Raw genomic sequence first — 19,771 nt, forward strand, 5'->3', positions numbered from 1 at the left:
CTAACAGACCGAGGGCTTGACCTCTTTTACACTCGCTTTTTCTCTATGCAGCCTTTAGGGTTTGGTTTCTACACTACAATTTAATATGATGACTCTGCCTCTTTCTTGATTTGATTGAGGCTTTGTCTTTTGATAATCTGGTATTCACCATGAGTTCTGAAAGGTCTGAGTTATCTGAGTTAGTAGCCCCTGCTTTTCCAAGGGTTCCAACTTGGTGTCGGGCGATCGCATTAGGGATTGACGCATTTCTAGTGTTGTTGATTACTGGTTTATTAGGGCTTAGTGGCTTAGTCGGATTTTTGGTATTTATGCTGCTTTGGATAGCCTCACGGGTGTTTGTCGTTTATCGAAACTACGGACAGAGCTTGGGGCGCTGGGCTTTGAATATGAGGGTAATTGATACACGATTCCACCGAACACCGCAATTGCTAGAATTATCTAAGCGCGAGGGGGTCCTAGGGTTTTTTGTATTCTTGGCCCTAAATGGATTAGGCAGTCTGGCTTCAGGCCATGCCGGAGTTGTGTTATTATTAGTTCCCCTGATCGCTGATGGTGGAACTGTGCTTTTTGATATGGCTCAATACCCGCAAACTTTTCACGATCGCCTGGGCGAAACCATCGTTATTGGTGTTCAGCGAGGCTATTCTCTGGATATTAGAGTCAAAAATTGGATTGACAAAATGCAGCAATACCTGAAATAATAGATGATTGTGCTTTATTAAGAAATCTTTTAGGATTATGGCTAAAGGTGTTCGCATTGTAATCACGCTGGAATGCACTGAGTGTCGCACCAATACCGATAAGCGTTCTAAGGGTGTGTCACGGTATACAACGACCAAAAACCGTCGGAATACAACTGGCAGAATGGAACTCAAGAAATTCTGCACCCACTGTAACAAACATACGGTTCACAAAGAAATCAAATAGTGCTTTCAGATGACTGGTGGGAGAGTAGTCATCCCCATCGACATAGAATCATCCATTAAACTAACAGGAGTCAAAGCCCATGAGCTATTTCCGTCGCCAAGTTTCGCCCATTGATCCCAAAACCCCCATTGATTATAAAAACATCGAGTTGTTGAAAAAGTTTATGACCGAACGGGGCAAAATTCTACCCCGCCGCATTACCGGTTTAACCTGTAAACAACAACGAGACCTGACAAAAGCGATCAAACGGGCTAGAATTTTAGCCATGCTGCCCTTTGTCAATAAAGAAGGCTGATTGAATTGGTGGAAAAGGGAACCTTAGTTGAATTCCGTCATCATGGGGAGCGCCGTCTCGCTGTGGTAGATCGCCCTGAAGGAAAAAAGCACTGGATCTTAGTTGATGACCAGGGAAATTCCCATACCGTTCATCCCAGACAAATTACCTATGAGGTAGGGGGAACGACTTATCGTCCTGCTGATATTCCCTCTTTTTATGAAGAAATACAACCCTATCTAGATCCAGCTAGTTTAGAGATAGCCTGGGAGATTTTGATTGAAGAGGGGGAAACAGTAGACCCCAAAGGAATGGCATTGTTGCTATTTTCGGAGGAAACTCCAGCCCAGTGTTATGCCAGCCACCTGTTGCTATGCAATGATAAACTCTACTTTAAACAGAAGGGCGATCGCTATGAACCTCGCCCTCCCAACCAGGTAGCAGAAATCAAACATCAACAGGAAGTTGAACAGCAACGGGAACAGGAAACCCAACTGTTTTGGCAGCGAGTTGAACAATGTCTAGCGGGAGAGGTGGTAGAATGGCGGGGGAGCGATCGCACTCGCCTTGATGCTTTAGAACGTTTTGCTCTTTATGGGGAGGAAGCATCCCATACCGGACCCGCCTTAGAAACCCTAAGCAGTCTTAATCGCCCTCAAACTCCCAGTGCCTCTTTTCAATTGTTGGTAGACTTGGGGATATGGAGTCTGCATGAGAATCTTTCCCTATGGCGCAGTCAGATCCCAACCCAGTTTCCCGCAAAGGTGCTAGACGTGGCTCAATATTATTTGCAATCTCCCCAACCTGACCCGGATCAAGGTCATCGGTTCGATTTAACTCATCTGAAGGTCTACACCATTGACGACGAAAGCACCCGCGAAATTGATGATGGAGTTAGCCTAGAATTCCTGGAAGACGGAACCCAAAAAATTTGGATTCACATTGCTGACCCTACTCGTCTAATTACACCGGGAGATGAACTAGACCTAGAAGCGCGGCGCAGGACGACCAGCGTTTACCTACCGACGGGGATGATTCCCATGTTCCCCCCAGAACTAGCCACGGGGCCGATGAGTTTGGTACAGGGTAAAATTTGCTGTGCCTTGAGCTTCGGGGTAGTGCTGAATGAGGATGGCAGCCTGAAGGATTATAGCATTCATACGAGCATCATCAAACCTACCTACCGCCTCACCTATGATGACGTGGATGAGATGCTGCACTTGGGTATTAAGGCTGAACCAGAAATCGAGATTTTAGGACAGTTAGCCAAACGTCGCCAACAATGGCGTTCCTCCCAAGGGGCTATTAGTATTTATATGCCAGAATCGATGATCAAGGTGGAGGGGGATGAGGTCATTGTTAAACTCCTTGATGATTCTCTGTCTCGCCAAATGGTGGCAGAAATGATGATTTTGACTGGGGAGGTAGCGGCTCGCTATGGTCAAGAGCATAATTTAGCATTACCCTATCGCAGCCAGCCTCAACCGGAACTACCCCCAGAAGAGGAGCTGCTGCAACTACCAGCCGGAGCGGTCAGAGCCTGTGCATTGCGTCGTTATATGCCTCGCAGTGAGGTTAGCTTAACTCCAGCTCGCCATGCAAGTTTAGCCCTGGAAACTTATACGCAGGTGACTTCCCCCATTAGGCGTTATAGCGATCTCTTGGCTCACTTCCAGATTAAGGCTCATTTGCGGGGAGATGATCCACCTTTTTCGGTGGAACAAATGCAGGAAATGGTGATGAGTCTCGGTCCGGCGGTGAAAGAAGCCTCGAAGGTGGAACGGGAGACTAACCGCTATTGGAGTTTGGAATATTTGCGTCGTCAAACTGATGAGGTCTGGGAAGCTATTTTGCTGCGGTGGTTGCGCGAGGATAGTAATTTAGGTTTGGTCATGCTGGAGGAATTAGGGTTAGAGTTACCAATGCGCTTTAACCGTGATATAGAACTTGGCGATCGCTTTGAGGTCAAAGTGACCCATTCTGACCCACGCCAAGACGTGATTCAATTCCAGGAAATTATTAGCCCAGCCACGGAACCAGCGGTTTAGGAGAATAGCGACCAGCAGCAGGCGGAGACGGGTTAGAAACCTGCCCCTACCTGCCCTAATAAATTAGTTGTCGCCGAGGGCTTCTACGATCGCCCTAGTATTGGCTTGCATCATCCTAACATAACTATCCCCTTCGGAACCAGGTGCGCCAATAGAATCTGAATATAATTCTTGGGGGGCTAATTCCACCCCGGCTTCTTCCGCAACCGCCCTAATTAATTGGGGATTAAGTGTAGTTTCTGCAAAAATAGCAGGGATTCCTAGGCGGCGGATTTCCTCTGCTAAATTCCGCACAGTTTGGGCGCTAGGTTGTTCTTCGGTGCTGATACCTATTAAGGTTCCGGGTACAGTTAAACCATAGGCGGCGGCGTAATATTGAAAAGCATCATGGGTGGTGACCAGATAACGGCGATCGCTAGGAATTGTGGCAATTTGTTCACCAATCCAAATATGGAGTTTTTCCAACTCCTCAATAAGCTGTTCCGCATTATCCATAAATATCTGCCGATCATCTGGGGATAGTGCTATTAATTCATCCCGAATTACCTCAACCATGACGATCGCATTTTCCACATTTCCCCACACATGGGGATCCGGTTCTACCTCTCCATTTTCTTCAATAGTTAAGGGAGTGATAAACTCAGCAACTGCCACTCTTATGGCCCTTTCTCCCACCGCTTCAATTAACCTAATTAAACCTGGTTCCAAATTATGACCATTATACAGAATTAGGTCAGCGTTTTCTAAGGCTATACTATCCTGGGGGACAGGTTCATAAATATGAGGATCTACCCCCGGCTGTAAAAGACTGGTATGTTGAATTTGGTCAGAGGCGATCGCTTCAGTTAAATCGGCAATAATAGTGGTAGTAGATACCACTTTCGGCATTTCATCCCCAGTAGAAACCACCGACGGCGACTGACAACCCCCCAGCAACAACCCACACAATAACCCAACTACACCTAACCCCTTAGCCATTGGTCTAGCCATTTGTACTTAGTCCTTTTCATTTTGTTTTCATAAATTATTTCATATTTCTTTCATTTTTGTGCTATTCTTGACATAACTTGAAATAAAGCGATCGCAAATCATAGTTATGGATACTCTCAAAATTGCCCACAACTCCTTTATTAAGCAGGTTTCAGCCGATATGAGTATTATCATCAGTAACCTGGGGGTACAGTACCGAGGGATTGAAGCACTGCGGGACATTAATCTACAGGTGAACCCAGGACGGCTAACCGGAATTATTGGACCCAATGGTGCGGGTAAGAGTACCTTGTTAAAAGCTATTTTGGGGCTGATTCCTGCCACAGGAAGCCCTGCCATTTTCGGTGAACGTCCCCTGAGTCAACAACGCCACCGCGTCGCCTACGTCCCCCAGCGATCGCAGATAGACTGGACCTATCCCGCCACAGTTTGGGATGTAGTAATGATGGGAAGAGTCCGCCAAACTGGTTGGTTTAGAGGCTTTTCGGGAGTCAGTCGTCGCTTGGCTACCCAAGCCTTACAGCGGGTAGGAATGGAAAGCTATAGTGCGCGTCCTATTGGTCAACTTTCAGGAGGTCAACAGCAACGGGTTTTCTTAGCTAGATCTTTAGCGCAACAGGCGGAAGTTTTCTGCTTTGATGAACCCTTTGCGGGTATTGATCAAAAAACTGAAAATGTGATTTTTAGTATTTTCAGGGAGTTAGCAGCTTCCGGCAAAATTGTGTTAGTAGTTAATCACGACTTAGGTAAATCCATTACCAATTTTGATGACTTAATTCTGCTAAACAAAGAACTAATCGCCGCCGGAACTAGGGAAGCTGTCTTAACTCAGGAAAATCTTGATCATGCTTATGGTGGTAGGGTCATGTTTTTCTCAGACAATGCAGCTTAATGGCGTTGGAGAATTATCTATTGAGGATAAACCCGGTTTTTTGCCCTGTATATCCATCCACAAAAATCCAGGTTCTGAAGATATAAGAGACAGTATCAACATGATAGTTTGGGAAATATTAATAGAACCTTTGCAATATGGTTTCATGCAGCGATCGCTCACTATTGCTATATTGGTGGGGTTAATTTGTGCCGTGGTTGGTAGTTATTTAATGGTGCAGCGGCTGGCTTTATTAGGGGATGCCATCAGCCATTCCGTTTTACCTGGATTAGCGATCGCCTTTATTTTAGGGTTTAATATTTTTGTAGGTGCGTTTATCGCTGGGGTATTCAGTACAGTATTAATCGAAATAATCCGCACCCACTCCAAAATCAAAGAAGACGCAGCCATGGGGATTGTTTTTTCCGGCTTTTTTGCTTTGGGGATTACTCTAATTACCATCATTCAAAAAGACAATAAAATCGACTTAAATCATTTTCTCTTTGGCAATATCTTGGGAGTTACAGCCTCCGATGTCCGGGATACAATGATTATTGCTGCTATTGTCTTATTGGTCGTCTTCCTCATTTATAAAGAATTATTGTTCTATACCTTTGACCCCCAGGGCGCGGAGGCGGCTGGCTTACCTGTGAACCTGTTAAATTTAGGGTTAATGATGTTAATTTCCTTAACTATTGTCGCCAGTCTCAAAGCCGTAGGAGTCATCTTAGTTTTATCCTTATTAATTACACCATCAGCCACCGCTTATTTATTGGTTAATCGTTTGCATAATGTGATGATTTTAGGGGTGTTAATTGGCGTGGGTTCTAGCATGAGTGGAATGTATCTGAGTTATTTCTATAACTTGCCTTCCGGTCCAGCCATTGTCTTGGTGGCTTCTGGTTTATTCCTAATGGCGTTTTTATTTAGCCCTAGTGAAGGACTGCTAACCCACCCGGTTAAGATATCCAAAGAACCGCCACTTTTAAAGGAAATCAAAAATTTAATTAATCGTTAGGTAATTTCACTAAAATTAAACGGCTATCCTGGATTAATTCATTTTTAAAATGATAATACTCAACACTTTGGCTAATTGGTATCATTTTAAACCCCAACTTTTGATAAAACTCAGGTAAATAAGCATATTCAGGGTTGGCTGTAGTTCTCAAGATATAACCAATGTGATCTGATAAATGACCAAATAAGGTTTTAAACAGTCCTGTGGCGATACCTTGCTGACGGTAATTAATGGCTACACCTAAATCAGCGACATAGTATAATTTATCAATGCTGAGTCCGGTTTGCTGAGTGAATAAATCAGAATTTAGATGAACTTTTTGGTTATTCATATATCCCCAAGTCTCAAAAAATTCTAACTCTCCTATATTGGCGGTTTCAGCTAAGGGGAGTGCCGCAATAAATCCCATGGGGTTTGAGTCAGAATAAGCCAAGTATAAAACCCCGGATTCAATATATTTTTGAAAGTAAAAATTGACTTTTTCTGGGGTTACTTTTTCGTTAAAAGGGGGAGCAGAAAAACACTCATGGACAGTAGTATAAAGACCTTTGGCCATGGCTGAGTTAAGTTCATTCCCAGAGTTAATTTGCGTAAAATTAATGCTCATTCAACTTGTCCATTGATGAATTTTGCCGGATTAATTATACCATAGTTGAATAATGGCGCTTAAAAATACTTAACCTAAATACGGATGACAAATCATCAATTTGTCCTTACACTGAAGATAGAGGATTCAGTTTACAGATCCATGCGATCGCGGCTGTAGCAGCCAGAAACTGATGTCCACCGCTTAACCAGATTGAGCAGTTTGATTGACTAACAATTTCAATTGATTAAACACTGTATGACCGACAAGCAAACACTTACAGGATAGGATCATGTTGTATGATGCAATCATTATCGGTGGTGGTGTAACCGGATGCACCATTGCGCGAGAATTGATGCGGTATGCGATTCGAGTTGCGCTAATTGAATCAGAAGCAGAAGTGGGTTTCGGAACCAGCAAAGCCAACAGCGGTATTATTCACGGTGGACATCACAGTTCCCCTAATACGCTGAAAGGTAGGCTAGAATGGGAAGGAAACCAAATGTGGGATACCATCTGCGAAGAATTAGGGTTTGGTTTTAAACGCATTGGAGAACTTACTGTCGCTTTCGCAGAAGACCAAATACCCACACTAGAAAAATTGCAAAAACAGGGGGAAGCTAAAGGAGTTCCTGGCTTAGAAATTTGGCAACGGGAACGCCTGCGAAAAGAAGAACCTCACCTAACATCAGAGGCGATCGCTGCTTTATATGCGCCAACAACTGGGGTGGTTAATCCCTACGAGGCTTGTTTTGCTCTAATTGAAAATGCCTGTATAAACGGCTTAAATCTCTTTACCAATTGTAAAGTTACAGCCATTAATCAAACCCCTGATCATCACTGGGTAATCCATACCCCCAGAGGGGAATTTAATACTCGTTTTGTGATTAATGCGGCTGGACTATATGCAGATGCGATCGCTGAATTTGCGGGAGTGCGTACCTTTACCATCAAACCCCGTAAAGGAGAGGAATATCTCCTCGATAAGCGATTAATTGGACTGGTCAAACGAGTAATTTTTCCCTGTCCTACTCCCGTTTCTAAAGGTATCTTAGTCATCCCCACCTATGACGGGACTTTAATGGTGGGTCCTACCGCCGAAATGGTGGACGATAAGACCGATTTAACCACCTCCCACGAAGGGGGAAAAAAAGTTTTTGATGCAGTTACCCAAACCGTCCCAGGAATTAGTCCTAGGGACTGTATAGCTGAATTTGCGGGACTCCGCGCGGTAGTAGACGGAGAAGATTTTATCATCGGGACTACGGCGAAACCTGGCTTTATTAACGTGGCGGGAATTCAATCACCAGGACTAACCGCAGCACCAGCGATCGCCACTATGGTTAGGGATATTTTACACGAAGAAGGCTTATCCTTAGCCCCCAAAGATAGCTTTATTCCCTCAATTACTAAACCCATTCATTTCGCCTCTCTTTCTACAGAAGCACAAATTGCACTGGTCAACCAAAACCCTAGCTATGGTCGAATTATCTGTCGGTGTGAGTTAATTTCCGAGGGTGAAATTCTGGATGCGATCAGCCGAGGCGCAAAAACATTAGATGGCATTAAATTCCGCACCCGCGCGGGAATGGGTCGCTGTCAGGGGGGATTTTGTACAGGACGCTGTATGCAACTTTTATCCCAGGAATATAACATTCCCATGACCGAAATTACCAAACGTGGCGGCGATACCTGGGTAGTGCGTGAACAGCATTCATAAATACCCACTAATTAACACTGATTACAACCCATAGCTTATTGTGCCTAAAAATGGCGGGTTAATGTCGGTTACTTACTACCGACAAAAATTGACTATATAACCCGCCCCAAATTTAGTCTGTGTTTGTTGTTAGCCATTGAAAAATTATCATGATTACCGAGAGTATTAAGCACCTAAATAGCAACTATGATGTAGTAGTTGTTGGCGGCGGACCCGCTGGGATAGCGGCGGCGTTAGGCGCGAAAGAGTCTGGCGCTGAACGAATTTTAATTGTCGATCGCGAAAAGGAAGCGGGAGGCATTTTATTGCAATGTATTCACCCCGGTTTTGGACTCCAACACTTTAAAGAAGAATTGACCGGACCTGAATATGCTCAACGTTTTTTAGAACAAGCGATCGCCCAGGATATAGACATTATAGCAGATGCCTATATCTTAGATATAGATGGCGATCGGCGAGTTAAATTAATGTCTGGAAGCCACGGAATGCACGTCATTTCCGCCAAAGCCACCGTCTTAGCCATGGGTGCGAGAGAAAGGACTCGTGGCGCTATTCGCACCCCCGGAACCCGCTGTTCAGGAGTCTTAACCGCCGGGTTGGCCCAAAGATTTGTAAATTTACTAGGATTTCTACCTGGAAATAAAGCCGTAATTCTGGGTTCTGGGGATATCGGATTAATTATGGCGAGACGGCTAACCTTGGAAGGGGTAGAAGTGGCGGGAGTATTTGAAATCATGCCCCACGCCAACGGATTAAACCGGAACATTGTGCAATGTTTACAGGACTTTAATATCCCCCTATATCTATCTACCACAGTAGTAGAAATTCATGGACGCGATCGCATTGAAGGAGTCACCGTCGCGCCAGTTAATGAACATCTACAACCCCTCGCCGACCAAAGCTGGTATGTTCCCTGCGACACCCTGTTATTATCGATTGGATTAATTCCCGAAAACGAACTATCTCGTCAATTACAACTGCGAATTGATCCGGTTACCAGTGGTCCAGTGGTTAGCAGCACCATGGAAACTTCTATGAATGGAGTTTTTGCTTGTGGTAATGTCGTCCACATTCATGATCTAGTTGATTTTGTCAGCCAAGAAGCCATTTTAGCTGGTCGAAATGCGGGATTATATGTAACTAAAAATCGCCCACCTACCGATAATATCCGTTTAATTCCTGGTGAAAATGTCGCCTATTGTGTACCTCAAACCATTTCGAGCGATCGGGATCATACCGTTTATATGCGAGTGCGTCGTCCTCTCAAGGAAAGCATTTTAAAACTTGGGGATATATACGAGAAAAAACTCCGGTATGTATTCCCCGCCGAAATGGTCAACCTGAAAGTCAAACCCCGGTTTTTGCAGAACTTCCACGGAGAGGCTTTAACAATTGATATCCTCCCCCTTGAGTAAATCCAGCAAATTTTGAGGAGAAATAAGCCATGACTAAAACCACAGAAACCACCTCAGAAACCACCATTTCTCATTATCTATGTATTGGTTGTCCTTTGGGATGTCGCCTAGAAGTTGAGGAAGATAATGGCTACATCGTCGAAGTGCGAGGCTTCACCTGTAAGCGAGGCGAAGAATATGCCAAACAGGAACACACCGAACCCCGTCGCATGGTGACAACTACAGTGCGAGTTAATAATGGTATTTGGGCAAAATTACCCGTAAAAACTACCGCAGCCATACCGAAAGAAAAAGTGATAGAATTATGTCAGCAATTGCGGCAAGTGAATGTTACCGCCCCGATTCATATCGGCGATACCATCTTATCTAATGTTCTTGATTTAGGTGTCGATGTGGTGGCATCACGAGATATGCCTACTGCTCCCAATTGATGGTCAAAATCGACTAAAATTGATTTATACAAGGTGTTTCGGCACCTTGTATAAGTTCTCGTATCATCTATTTTAGCAGATCACCTAGTAGTTAACTAGATTGTTAAAATTTGTACAAAAATTTTAGAAAACCCATAGTTTCCTGTTACTATATATGTTGTAGGAGACTAAATATAGATCCTGTTTATACTCCACCGTAATCAACCGCAGGGCTTGGGAGACTTGGCAATGGCTAAAATTTTAATCGTTGATGATTCTAGTCTCTCCCGTAGGATTATGCGTGGTATCTTAGAAACAGATAAACACGAAGTCATTGAAGCTACAGGGGGACTAGCTGCGCTGGAACGCTACTTTATCGATAAACCAGACCTGGTTTTAATTGATCTGGCTATGCCAGATATGCAGGGGACAGAAGTTTTAGAAAAACTCATGGCAATGGATAACACAGCTAGGGTTATTATTGCCAGTGCTGATGCTCAGGAAATGACTCGCGCTGCAGTTCAAGCCGCTGGGGCTGTGGGCTACATTACCAAGCCTTTTATGGCTCAAAGTGTTCTCGACCAGGTAAATCAAGCTCTCATTACTATATCACAGTCCTAGGGAGGTGCTGCGATGATCCTGACCGAAAAGCAAAAAGATGCTCTAACTGAGTTAATTAATATTGGTTTTGCTCGCACTGCCAATTCTTTATCACAGCTAACGGGTCATCGCATTTTGCTTGATGTTCCTCAAGTTTCTATTCATCCTATTGAAGAATTAGCGGCTAAACTGGCGAGTTTTGTTAATGGTGAAATTGCCACAGTACAGCAGATTTTCACCGGGCCAGTGTCGGGAAATGCTCTATTATTATTAAACTATGAAGGGGCGGTAATGTTGTCCCGTTTAGTGTCCCCAGAGGGTAGCCCATCAAGCGATCGCCTTGACGTTCCCGCCGGAGAAGTGCTAACAGAAATTGGCAATATCCTACTTAACTCCTGTTTAAGTGTATTCGGAAATTTACTAGAAATTCAGATTTCCTTTTCGGTACCGCGCCTTTACCTAGAAGCCCTAGATGGACTGATTCATTCTCTGATTATTGGCAAGGAAGAAGTCCGCTATGCCATGGTAATGTATACCTCCTTTAAAATGCGTGAAGACTCCGTAAACGGCTATCTAGTGCTGGTATTGGGTGTAGTTTCCTTAGAGAAATTATTGGAGTTGATAGACAGTTGGGCAGATGAGGCTGTAGCGCCATCTCTGACTCGGTAATCCACCAATTACTATTAAATATGGGATTTACCTAATTATGTTAGATCATAATATCCATCTTTCCCATAGTCAAGCCTTGTTAAAATGGCTCAATAACTTTGCAGAACAGGGCATTTTTACTACTAATAATAAATTAGAATTTCTCAGTTGGAATCATTGGCTAGAAATCCACAGTGGTAGGTCAGCCCAAGATTTAATTGGGTGTCATTTATTCAGCCTTTATCCTGACATGAAAGAACGAGGAATCCATCGATTTTATGAACAAGCTCTCCAAGGTCAAGTAGCTTTCCTGTCTCAGCGCCTCCATTCCTATCTCATTAATATTCCGGCAAATATTGGCAGTCATTCTTTATCCCCAATGCAACAAAGCGTCCGTATTGCTCCCTTAATTGAAGCGGGAGAAATTTGCGGAACTATTACTGTAATTGCTGATGTTACCGAACGGGTAATTCGAGAAACAGAACTACAACAAAAAATCACTAAACTTGAGCAAACCGAAGCGAGATTAAGTTCTATTCAGATTCAACTTGAACATTTATTAGCATCGAGTCCGGCGATTATTTATACTTGTTATGCGACCGATGACTATCCCCCTAAATTTATCAGTGATAATCTCATAACTCAACTAGGATATCAACCTAGTGAATGGATTAATACCCCCAATTTTTGGAGCGATCGCATTCACCCTGATGACCGCCCCAAAATCCATCATCGTTGCTCACAAATTCTCAAATTAAATCACCTAACCACCGAATATCGTTTCCGCCATAAAAATGGCAGTTATCGTTGGTTACGAGACGAAATGAAGCTGGTGTGTGATGCCTCTGGTCACATTGAAGAAATAGTCGGTGTTCTCTCAGATATTACCGAAACCAAGAGACTAGAAATCCAACTACTGAGAGCGCAAAGACTAGAAAGCATTGGCACCCTAGCCAGTGGCATAGCCCATGACCTCAATAATATTTTGACACCGATTCTCGCCTCCGTGCAAATGTTTCAATTAGGACTTGACCAAGAAAAACAAAATAAAATGCTCAAGTTAATTGAAAATAACACCAAACGGGGAGCCCATTTAATTAAGCAAGTTCTTTCCTTCGCCAAAGGCTTTGAAGGGAAACTAGAGATTTTTCAAGTCAGACACTTAATTAGTGAAGTAGCAGATATTGCCAGGGAGACATTCCCCAAATCTATCAATGTTAGCACCAATGTTTCTAAGGAACTCTGGACAGTTTATGGCGACCCCACCCAACTACATCAAATCTTAATGAATCTCTGTGTCAACGCACGAGATGCCATGCCAGGCGGGGGGAATTTATCACTATCAGCTAGTAATGTTATTTTAAACCAAAAAGAAGCTCGTTTAAACCTTGATGCGAGGGAAGGTTGTTATGTAATGATTACCGTCTCTGATACGGGAACTGGCATTACCCAAGAAGTCTTAGACCGGATATTTGAACCGTTTTTTACTACCAAAGAATTTGCTAAAGGTAGTGGCTTAGGACTATCCACAGTCCTAGGTATAGTTAAGGGTCATAATGGCTTTATTGACGTTGATACTCAAATGGGTTGCGGAACTACTTTTAGAGTTTATATACCCGCCTCAGAGGACACAGAAACTACGGTTTATGAGCATTTAGAATTAATTACAGGTCAGGGTCAACTAATTTTAGTGGTTGATGATGAAGAACCTATCCGAGAAATTACTAAAGCGAGTTTAGAGAGTTTTCAATATCAAGTTTTGGTAGCAAGTAATGGAGTTGAGGCGATTAAAATATACCGTCAATATTTAGAGCAAATTGACTGTGTGGTTATCGATATTATGATGCCTGTTATGGCTGGCAAAACTACTATTAGGGAGCTAAAATCCCTGAATCCTCAAATTAAAATTGTCGGAATTAGCGGTTACTTTTCAGTAGATATAGCCAAAGATATAGCTGAGTTAGGAGTTGATATATTTTTAGCAAAACCTTTCACCACACAGGAGTTATTAGAAGTGCTGCAAAAATGCCTTAATTCTAGTCCCCCAAAACCCTAGGCACTTGATTCATAAAAATAAAGGGGTTTGTTCTGCGATGCTCCCTAGAACCGACCCCTAAGTTTGACGAGGTTTGACCCTGACTCAGGAAAAAATCATGCCTTCCCTAAACTAGGAAACTCGATTACAGTCTGAGTTCCTGGCTGAAAAGTTGGCAGATCTAAATTGCCGGGACGGCGACTCTTTTGAGCCAGACGATAGGTAACACTTTGTAGTTCTGCGTGCAGTTGCCGATTTTCCCGTTGCAGTTTTTCCACCCTTTCCATGACCTCTTCGAGGCGTTCTGAAAACTTCTGGCGGTAGACTCCAGGTAATTCTTGAACTACCTGTTCCAGCATTCGAGAGCGATCGGTTAACTCCTGGACAGACTGTCTAAGTTGGTAAACTTCCAGATCCCGCTCATTGATCTGGTCTTGATAAAACTTAACCTGTTCCTCTACTTGCTGGAGTTGTTCCCGCAAGGACTTCATCTGAGCCTGGTGTCGCTCGGCCATTTCTGGATCTGGCGCTAAATTAGCATTTCCCTTCACCAGACGGAATAATTCTTGAGATAACTGCTGCACCAGTTGATCTCGCATTTTTAACTCTTCACTCAGCCGCGCGACTTCTGCTGTGAGTTCCTGGGAGTTGGGATTATTTTTCTGGCTCATGATAACCAATGGCTCCTATAAACTTCCAATATGCCCCCTAAAATACTCCCAATTCCACCCAATCGGCAAGAGAGAGACAAAAGGAGTATCCCCGGGTCGCGAATTGGCACGGCTAACCGTCACCAACTCCTGACCTGACTTGAGCTTTACACCTCTTGGGGTTCGGCTTCTGGTTCGGCTTCGACTTGGACAGCAGATGGGGTGACATCTTGTTTAATCGTCAGATAACGAATTACATCCCCACCTATACGCATGGCTCTTTCCATGACTTTAATCTGGTCGCTGTCGCCACCTTCATAGTTCATCTGGATGTAAATGCCTTCGCGATACTTGTCGATATCATAAGCTAAACGACGCTTACCCAAATTTTGCACCTCAAGATTTTGTGCGCCATGTTCCCGCAGGATGTCTTGATATTTGGCTCGCGCCGCCTCTAGCTGCTCCTCATTTAAGTCAGAGCGCAGGATATACATGGTTTCGTAAATAAAAGGCTTCATTCTAATGATACTCCTTATGGACAATTCAGGCTTCTACCCAGAAGCAAGGATCTATACATTCTACATTAGTTCCCTGCACAATACAATCAACAGCAAAGTTGATTTTTTATTCAATTTTTTTAAAATTGTTCAGCCAAATCACGGTCGGGGGTTGACAAGCGCCGGGAACTAATGGTATGATTTGGGTATACTGTAAAATAATGGAATTATAACCCCAAATAAATTTTTTTAAAATGTTTCCATTATTTAAGACAATAGCATAAGTCAACCGTAAAAGCAACCCCCCGGCTGGGAGGGCTGGGGGGACTTTTTGACAAGTTTTACAAAACTTAACATAATTTCCGAGGACGAGATAGGGTCTAGGGGTATTGGAGACTACTCATGACCCATTTTAATAAGTTTTGCCACTCAGGAGATGTAGATAAATGATCGACATCGAAAATAGCATCGACACTTTCTGAATACTGAGTAAAACTTTCGACCCAATTAATGACGGTTTCAATAGGTAGAAAAGGACTATAAGACCATGAGCGCTGTAAATATTCGACCATCTCAGTATTGAACCCAGTATGGTATAAATACCAGGAACTCCAGACCAAGGTACTATAGCGAACCCAGTCCTCAATTACTTGAATTTCCAAGGGTATATCTGGCAAATTAAAAAATTTATCGAGGACATAATTAATAGACTTGGCTTGAGAGATACCATCTCGCATAGTATTGCGATCGTGCTGACGATAGCACACAGTCGATCGCTTCAGCCAAGCGCTGCGATACCCGCTGGAGGCCAAACGCAAAATCAAATCGACATCCTCCGCATGAGCCAACCCAGGTTCAAACCCTCCGACGGTATCCAAAGCCTGGCGGCGGAACATCAAAGTTCCCATAGTCCCCAAAGGCTTCCAGCGCAACCAATTCTCTAAATTCAACTCAGCGACCATTTCCCAAGGCTGAACATCGATCAGCATTTCGCCAGTTTGGTTAACCCTGCGCCAACCACTATGGACGATCGCCAATTCGGGGTCAGCATCAAATACAGCGAGTTGGCTTTGGAGGGTATCGGGAAAAAAGTAATCATCGGCATCGAGAAAAGTGATAAACTCACCCCTAGCCAAACTCAGACCATGATTTCGCGCCACGGAAACCCCTTGATTATCCTGATAAACATAGCGAACTTGGCTGTCATAGTTGGCTACTACTGAGCGAGTCTGGTCTTGAGAACCATCATCAACAACTATGATTTCATAATCAGTCTCAGTTTGAGCCAGTACACTATCAATGGCTTCGGCAATATACTGTTCACAGTTGTAAGCTGGGATCACAACACTGATACGGGGATAAGATTCAGACATGAGATTATCAATAAAATCAATTCGTCAATTACTGAAATTTTAACTAGAGTGAGTTGTTGTCAACAGAACCGATTGAGTCTATGACTATGAAAAAACCGAGAGCGATTAATAAAAACCACCCGGTCGGTCTGTGGATCGAACGAGGTCTGTCAATGATAGCGGTTGTCAACTATGCCCTAGTTTTATTTAATATTAGTTATATACCCTGGCGCGACTTTTATTTCCGTTATTTTCGAGAGTTAACGGAACTGTATGATCCGATTATGGGGATTGAACCCCACCGGGACACGGTCAGATATATAGAAACTGTAGAAGCTCTTAATAACCAGGTGGTGGAGACGGGACTACAATCACCGGAAGTAGAGGTGATTCTGACGAGTCTGCGACAGCAAAGTATAGAAATGGTTGATACTAACCCTTTTGCGATCGCCAATCAAAGTGGTGCTTTAGAGACTATTAAAAATCGAATGCGCGATCGCGCTCCCAACCCGGACGATTCTTCTAAGCAAGCATTCTCTACTTTTTGGACTGTTGAATATTTAGCCGATCATGGATTTCCACAGGAGATAGGCTGGTTTAAGAGTGAGATCAAGCCGTTCATGGAGGCTAATTATTTTCGAAGTTTATCAGAAACCGGTAACTTTGTCAACGATTTCTGGAGAATTGATTTTCCGTTTGTGATCTTCTTTTTAGTGGAATTTCTGATTCGGACTAGGGTAGTCAGCAGTAAATTTAACACGGTGACTTGGCTAGATGCGATGCTCTGGCGTTGGTACGATATCTTAATGTTTGTTCCGCTGCCAACGGCAAGATTATTAAGGATTATTCCGGTAACTATTCGTTTAGACCAAACGGGATTAATTAAGTTGGAGAAACTCAGAGCATTTGCCAGCCGAGGTTTAGTGTCATCGGTATCGCAGGAATTAACGGAAGCGGTGATTATCCAATTTATTAATCAAGTGCAAGACCAACTGAGAGAAGGTAATATTGGTAAGGCGATCGCTCAATCACAACAGCAGCGGTATATGAATATTAATAACCTGAATGAAATCGAATTTATTTCTAATCAATTAATTCAGGTAGTGGTTGATAAGGTTATCCCACAACTAGATTCAGATATAGAGGCACTAATTCGTTATAATGTGGAGAGTGTAGTCAAAAATTCCCCGGTGGTAGAAAGGTTTAAAAAAGTACCAGGATTTGAGAATCTGGCGAAAGAATTAAGCGATCGCCTGATCGGGGAACTATCCCAATTAGCCACGGAGGGTCCAAATAGTGCCTATGAAGCGATCCGTAAAGCGATGTCGGACCGGAAGGGAAGCCAACTAACAGAGCAACTGGTGCGGGACTTTGGCAAAGTATTATGGCAGGAAATTGAAGGGGAACAAATGCAGCAGTTTGAATATTTACTGGTAGATCTATTAGAAGAAATTAAACTGAATTATATACATCGAGTGGACGAAGAAAACTTCGAGCAAGTTCTAGCCTCAATCCAGGAAAGGCGCAAATTAGAGGGATTGATTGTTTACGAGTCCGACTGAGGCGATCAGACCCCTCCCCCACTCCTAGATAGCCTAGCCACAGGGAATTATGGAGTGGTGATCATCCAATAGTTCAATTGTGAGCTAGAGTAATAGATAAGGAAGTTAAGCTGCGGGTCAGCCCTCAGCTTCTTGTGGGAGATACAGTTTCATCTACAAGTGGGTGACACCCACTTTTTTTAGTGGCAGCATTTCCATAGCCCTACTACCAGGTGAGGTTTATGGTAAAGGATGATCTCCAGGTTTCCGTAACCCTAGGCTGAGGTACAAACCCCAATAGAGCCTAATTGTAGCGTTTTAACATCAAATCTGACTATGGTTCACCCCCTAATTCCCAAAATCATCGACCTAGCCACTCCAGTCGCCAAGCCTCTGGGGTTAGAAGTCGTGGGGGCAATGTTTTACACTAACCAGAAGCCTCCTGTACTGCGGGTTGATATCCGTAATTTGGAGCAAGACACCAGTTTAGAAGATTGTGAGCGGATGAGTCGAGCCCTCGAAGAACAACTCGATGCGGTAGATGTAATTCCCGATGCTTATATTCTGGAAGTATCGAGTCCCGGTGTATCGAGGTCCCTAAGTTGCGATCGCGATTTTATCTCCTTCAAAGGATTTCCGGTAACAGTCACCACCTCCGAACCCTACAAAGGACACAAACAGCAAAGTGGAAAATTGGTGGGGCGCGACGAGATGGCAGTCCATATCAATCAGAAAGGGCGACAAATCTCTATCCCCAATTCCTTAATCACGGAAGTCCTGCTAGAGGAGGGGGAATAAAGCCGACTCTCAGGAAACAAGCTAATCTCAATTTGTGTATTTAACTAATTACGAGGACAAATCATTATGTCAATGGTAAGTTTACCCGGGCTCAAAGATATGATTGAGAGCATTTCCACGGAGCGCAACCTACCGAAACAGGCGGTAGAAGAGGCTCTGCGGGAAGCCTTACTGAAAGGGTATGAACGCTATAGGCGCACGGTTCAGATTGACACCCAATTTAGTGAGGACTACTTCGATAATTTTGATGTAGAACTCGATGTTGAGGAAGAGGGATTTAGGGTTTTAGCCAAAAACCTAACTATTGTGGAACAAGCCAGTAACCAAGACCATCAAATTTCCCTGAAGGATGTGCAGGAAGTCGCCCCAGAAGCTCAATTGGGAGATACAGTAACTTTAGATGTTACCCCAGAGCAGAATGAGTTTGGGCGCATGGCTGCCATTCAAACCAAACAGGTTTTGGCTCAGAAGTTACGGGACAAACAGCGGAAGATGATTCAGGATGAGTTCGCCGAACATGAAGGAACCGTCCTACAGGCTCGGGTACTGAGATTTGAGCGCCAGTCGGTGATTATGGCTGTAAGTAGTGTTTATGGACAGCCAGAAGTTGAGGCAGAATTACCCAAACGAGAACAATTACCCAAGGATAACTATCGGGCTAATGCCACTTTTCGGGTATATCTGAAGCGCGTTTCCCAGGGTTCCCAGCGTGGTCCTCAATTGATTGTGTCTAGGTCTGATGCGGGGTTAGTGGTGTACCTGTTTGCGAATGAGGTGCCAGAAATTGAGGACGAAGTGGTGAGAATTGTGGCTGTGGCTAGAGAAGCCAACCCACCCTCGAATCATGTGGGTCCACGAACTAAGATTGCGGTTGATACTTTGGACAGAGATGTTGATCCGGTGGGAGCTTGTATTGGCGCGCGGGGATCTCGAATTCAGGTGGTAGTTAATGAACTGCGGGGAGAGAAAATAGATGTGATCCGCTGGTCTCCTGACCCGTCAATTTATATTGCTAATGCTCTGAGTCCGGCTCGTGTGGATGAAGTGCGGCTGGTGAACCCAGAGGAACGTCGAGCCCATGTGCTGGTAGCGGAAGACCAATTGAGTCTGGCTATTGGTAAGGAAGGGCAGAATGTCCGATTGGCTGCACGTTTGACGGGTTGGAAAATTGATATTAAAGATGCTGCTAAGTATGATGCGGCGGCGGAAGATGAAATGGAGGCTAGAAGGTTTCAGGGACAACTAACTGCGGAAGTATCGGAAGCGGAAAGTTTGGATATGGAAGCTACAGAAACATCTGAAATTCAGGTATAGGGGGTTTTGGGGATGTTACAAATAGGAGCATGATTTAATCTCAAATTAGGTTAATATTTTAGGGCAATACGGTATAA

General features: G+C 43.8%; 20 protein-coding genes. 15 read left to right on the top strand and 5 right to left on the bottom strand.

Annotated features, from left to right (window positions below; translation table 11 throughout):
• The first annotated feature begins 149 nt into the window (after nucleotides 1-149).
• The 4 genes from P5683_RS15010 to P5683_RS15025 all read left to right on the top strand — a co-directional run bounded on the left by P5683_RS15010 (nucleotide 150) and on the right by P5683_RS15025 (nucleotide 3,249).
• Nucleotides 150-701 carry an RDD family protein gene (locus P5683_RS15010; protein WP_006670825.1) on the top strand — a complete coding sequence of 184 codons (552 nt, stop codon included), beginning with the start codon at nucleotides 150-152 and terminating at the stop codon, nucleotides 699-701.
• A gap of 37 nt (nucleotides 702-738) precedes the next feature.
• The gene (gene rpmG, locus P5683_RS15015) at nucleotides 739-927 is read left to right on the top strand and encodes a 50S ribosomal protein L33 (RefSeq protein WP_006616669.1); all 189 of its coding nucleotides are present in this window, start codon (nucleotides 739-741) and stop codon (nucleotides 925-927) included.
• A gap of 79 nt (nucleotides 928-1,006) precedes the next feature.
• Nucleotides 1,007-1,222 carry a 30S ribosomal protein S18 gene (gene rpsR, locus P5683_RS15020; RefSeq protein WP_006616668.1) on the top strand — a complete coding sequence of 72 codons (216 nt, stop codon included), beginning with the start codon at nucleotides 1,007-1,009 and terminating at the stop codon, nucleotides 1,220-1,222.
• A gap of 8 nt (nucleotides 1,223-1,230) precedes the next feature.
• On the top strand, nucleotides 1,231-3,249 hold the full coding sequence (locus P5683_RS15025) for a ribonuclease catalytic domain-containing protein (protein WP_006621546.1): 2,019 nt from the start codon (nucleotides 1,231-1,233) through the stop codon (nucleotides 3,247-3,249).
• Between the two features lie 63 nt (nucleotides 3,250-3,312).
• Here the strand turns inward: P5683_RS15025 and P5683_RS15030 are convergent, their stop codons facing one another.
• Complete coding sequence (locus P5683_RS15030; RefSeq protein ID WP_006670824.1) at nucleotides 3,313-4,239, bottom strand: metal ABC transporter solute-binding protein, Zn/Mn family; 927 nt, start codon at nucleotides 4,237-4,239, stop codon at nucleotides 3,313-3,315.
• A 106-nt stretch (nucleotides 4,240-4,345) separates the two neighbouring features.
• Between P5683_RS15030 and P5683_RS15035 the strand changes: the two genes are divergently transcribed.
• Together P5683_RS15035 and P5683_RS15040 are read left to right on the top strand one after the other, a co-directional pair.
• On the top strand, nucleotides 4,346-5,131 hold the full coding sequence (locus tag P5683_RS15035) for a metal ABC transporter ATP-binding protein (RefSeq protein WP_006621544.1): 786 nt from the start codon (nucleotides 4,346-4,348) through the stop codon (nucleotides 5,129-5,131).
• A gap of 100 nt (nucleotides 5,132-5,231) precedes the next feature.
• Nucleotides 5,232-6,128, top strand: a complete 897-nt coding sequence (locus tag P5683_RS15040) for a metal ABC transporter permease (protein ID WP_006621543.1) — start codon at nucleotides 5,232-5,234, stop codon at nucleotides 6,126-6,128.
• On the opposite strand, the gene P5683_RS15045 is transcribed toward P5683_RS15040, so the two are convergent.
• Nucleotides 6,118-6,735, bottom strand: coding sequence for a GNAT family N-acetyltransferase (locus P5683_RS15045; protein WP_315640344.1), 618 nt, complete (start codon nucleotides 6,733-6,735; stop codon nucleotides 6,118-6,120). The genes P5683_RS15040 and P5683_RS15045 overlap by 11 nt on opposite strands.
• 271 nt (nucleotides 6,736-7,006) lie before the next feature.
• On the opposite strand from P5683_RS15045, the gene P5683_RS15050 reads away from it, so the two are divergent.
• The 6 genes from P5683_RS15050 to P5683_RS15075 all read left to right on the top strand — a co-directional run bounded on the left by P5683_RS15050 (nucleotide 7,007) and on the right by P5683_RS15075 (nucleotide 13,563).
• Nucleotides 7,007-8,434, top strand: coding sequence for an NAD(P)/FAD-dependent oxidoreductase (locus P5683_RS15050; RefSeq protein ID WP_006621541.1), 1,428 nt, complete (start codon nucleotides 7,007-7,009; stop codon nucleotides 8,432-8,434).
• Nucleotides 8,435-8,583: 149 nt separating this feature from the next.
• The gene (locus P5683_RS15055; protein WP_008057102.1) at nucleotides 8,584-9,849 is read left to right on the top strand and encodes an NAD(P)/FAD-dependent oxidoreductase; all 1,266 of its coding nucleotides are present in this window, start codon (nucleotides 8,584-8,586) and stop codon (nucleotides 9,847-9,849) included.
• A gap of 29 nt (nucleotides 9,850-9,878) precedes the next feature.
• A complete protein-coding gene (locus P5683_RS15060; RefSeq protein ID WP_006621539.1) occupies nucleotides 9,879-10,280 on the top strand; it encodes a DUF1667 domain-containing protein in 402 nt (133 codons plus the stop codon).
• A gap of 228 nt (nucleotides 10,281-10,508) precedes the next feature.
• Nucleotides 10,509-10,880, top strand: coding sequence for a response regulator (locus P5683_RS15065; RefSeq protein ID WP_006670822.1), 372 nt, complete (start codon nucleotides 10,509-10,511; stop codon nucleotides 10,878-10,880).
• A 12-nt stretch (nucleotides 10,881-10,892) separates the two neighbouring features.
• The gene (locus P5683_RS15070) at nucleotides 10,893-11,528 is read left to right on the top strand and encodes a chemotaxis protein CheC (RefSeq protein ID WP_006621537.1); all 636 of its coding nucleotides are present in this window, start codon (nucleotides 10,893-10,895) and stop codon (nucleotides 11,526-11,528) included.
• A 37-nt stretch (nucleotides 11,529-11,565) separates the two neighbouring features.
• Nucleotides 11,566-13,563 carry a response regulator gene (locus P5683_RS15075; protein WP_315640345.1) on the top strand — a complete coding sequence of 666 codons (1,998 nt, stop codon included), beginning with the start codon at nucleotides 11,566-11,568 and terminating at the stop codon, nucleotides 13,561-13,563.
• A 95-nt stretch (nucleotides 13,564-13,658) separates the two neighbouring features.
• On the opposite strand, the gene P5683_RS15080 is transcribed toward P5683_RS15075, so the two are convergent.
• The 3 genes from P5683_RS15080 to P5683_RS15090 form a co-directional block, all read right to left on the bottom strand.
• Nucleotides 13,659-14,213 (bottom strand): Npun_F5560 family protein, encoded by a 555-nt coding sequence (locus tag P5683_RS15080; protein WP_006621535.1) that lies wholly within the window; start codon nucleotides 14,211-14,213, stop codon nucleotides 13,659-13,661.
• Between the two features lie 146 nt (nucleotides 14,214-14,359).
• The gene (rpsF, locus tag P5683_RS15085) at nucleotides 14,360-14,710 is read right to left on the bottom strand and encodes a 30S ribosomal protein S6 (protein ID WP_006670624.1); all 351 of its coding nucleotides are present in this window, start codon (nucleotides 14,708-14,710) and stop codon (nucleotides 14,360-14,362) included.
• A gap of 359 nt (nucleotides 14,711-15,069) precedes the next feature.
• On the bottom strand, nucleotides 15,070-16,062 hold the full coding sequence (locus P5683_RS15090; protein ID WP_006621530.1) for a glycosyltransferase family A protein: 993 nt from the start codon (nucleotides 16,060-16,062) through the stop codon (nucleotides 15,070-15,072).
• A gap of 80 nt (nucleotides 16,063-16,142) precedes the next feature.
• Between P5683_RS15090 and P5683_RS15095 the strand changes: the two genes are divergently transcribed.
• The 3 genes from P5683_RS15095 (at nucleotide 16,143) to nusA (ending at nucleotide 19,694) form a co-directional block, all read left to right on the top strand.
• A complete protein-coding gene (locus tag P5683_RS15095; protein ID WP_081593339.1) occupies nucleotides 16,143-17,603 on the top strand; it encodes a hypothetical protein in 1,461 nt (486 codons plus the stop codon).
• A 315-nt stretch (nucleotides 17,604-17,918) separates the two neighbouring features.
• A complete protein-coding gene (rimP, locus tag P5683_RS15100; protein WP_006621528.1) occupies nucleotides 17,919-18,380 on the top strand; it encodes a ribosome maturation factor RimP in 462 nt (153 codons plus the stop codon).
• A gap of 66 nt (nucleotides 18,381-18,446) precedes the next feature.
• Complete coding sequence (gene nusA / locus P5683_RS15105) at nucleotides 18,447-19,694, top strand: transcription termination factor NusA (RefSeq protein ID WP_006621527.1); 1,248 nt, start codon at nucleotides 18,447-18,449, stop codon at nucleotides 19,692-19,694.
• The last annotated feature ends 77 nt before the right edge of the window (nucleotides 19,695-19,771 follow it).

Origin of the sequence: Limnospira sp. PMC 1279.21 (genome assembly GCF_032349615.1) — a bacterium.
In the GTDB taxonomy this organism is placed as follows: Bacteria; Cyanobacteriota; Cyanobacteriia; order Cyanobacteriales; family Microcoleaceae; genus Limnospira; species Limnospira fusiformis.

What these genes read in the sequence shown, in the direction of transcription:
- nusA (WP_006621527.1), top strand. Translation starts at nt 18,447, where the DNA reads ATGTCAATGGTAAGTTTACCCGGGCTCAAAGATATGATTGAGAGCATT.
- P5683_RS15075 (WP_315640345.1), top strand. Translation starts at nt 11,566, where the DNA reads ATGTTAGATCATAATATCCATCTTTCCCATAGTCAAGCCTTGTTAAAA.
- P5683_RS15070 (WP_006621537.1), top strand. Translation starts at nt 10,893, where the DNA reads ATGATCCTGACCGAAAAGCAAAAAGATGCTCTAACTGAGTTAATTAAT.
- P5683_RS15045 (WP_315640344.1), bottom strand. Translation starts at nt 6,735, where the DNA reads ATGAGCATTAATTTTACGCAAATTAACTCTGGGAATGAACTTAACTCA.
- P5683_RS15080 (WP_006621535.1), bottom strand. Translation starts at nt 14,213, where the DNA reads ATGAGCCAGAAAAATAATCCCAACTCCCAGGAACTCACAGCAGAAGTC.
- rpmG (WP_006616669.1), top strand. Translation starts at nt 739, where the DNA reads ATGGCTAAAGGTGTTCGCATTGTAATCACGCTGGAATGCACTGAGTGT.
- P5683_RS15090 (WP_006621530.1), bottom strand. Translation starts at nt 16,062, where the DNA reads ATGTCTGAATCTTATCCCCGTATCAGTGTTGTGATCCCAGCTTACAAC.
- P5683_RS15055 (WP_008057102.1), top strand. Translation starts at nt 8,584, where the DNA reads ATGATTACCGAGAGTATTAAGCACCTAAATAGCAACTATGATGTAGTA.
- P5683_RS15060 (WP_006621539.1), top strand. Translation starts at nt 9,879, where the DNA reads ATGACTAAAACCACAGAAACCACCTCAGAAACCACCATTTCTCATTAT.
- rpsR (WP_006616668.1), top strand. Translation starts at nt 1,007, where the DNA reads ATGAGCTATTTCCGTCGCCAAGTTTCGCCCATTGATCCCAAAACCCCC.
- P5683_RS15095 (WP_081593339.1), top strand. Translation starts at nt 16,143, where the DNA reads ATGACTATGAAAAAACCGAGAGCGATTAATAAAAACCACCCGGTCGGT.
- rpsF (WP_006670624.1), bottom strand. Translation starts at nt 14,710, where the DNA reads ATGAAGCCTTTTATTTACGAAACCATGTATATCCTGCGCTCTGACTTA.
- P5683_RS15050 (WP_006621541.1), top strand. Translation starts at nt 7,007, where the DNA reads ATGTTGTATGATGCAATCATTATCGGTGGTGGTGTAACCGGATGCACC.
- P5683_RS15010 (WP_006670825.1), top strand. Translation starts at nt 150, where the DNA reads ATGAGTTCTGAAAGGTCTGAGTTATCTGAGTTAGTAGCCCCTGCTTTT.
- P5683_RS15030 (WP_006670824.1), bottom strand. Translation starts at nt 4,239, where the DNA reads ATGGCTAGACCAATGGCTAAGGGGTTAGGTGTAGTTGGGTTATTGTGT.
- rimP (WP_006621528.1), top strand. Translation starts at nt 17,919, where the DNA reads ATGGTTCACCCCCTAATTCCCAAAATCATCGACCTAGCCACTCCAGTC.
- P5683_RS15040 (WP_006621543.1), top strand. Translation starts at nt 5,232, where the DNA reads ATGATAGTTTGGGAAATATTAATAGAACCTTTGCAATATGGTTTCATG.
- P5683_RS15035 (WP_006621544.1), top strand. Translation starts at nt 4,346, where the DNA reads ATGGATACTCTCAAAATTGCCCACAACTCCTTTATTAAGCAGGTTTCA.
- P5683_RS15065 (WP_006670822.1), top strand. Translation starts at nt 10,509, where the DNA reads ATGGCTAAAATTTTAATCGTTGATGATTCTAGTCTCTCCCGTAGGATT.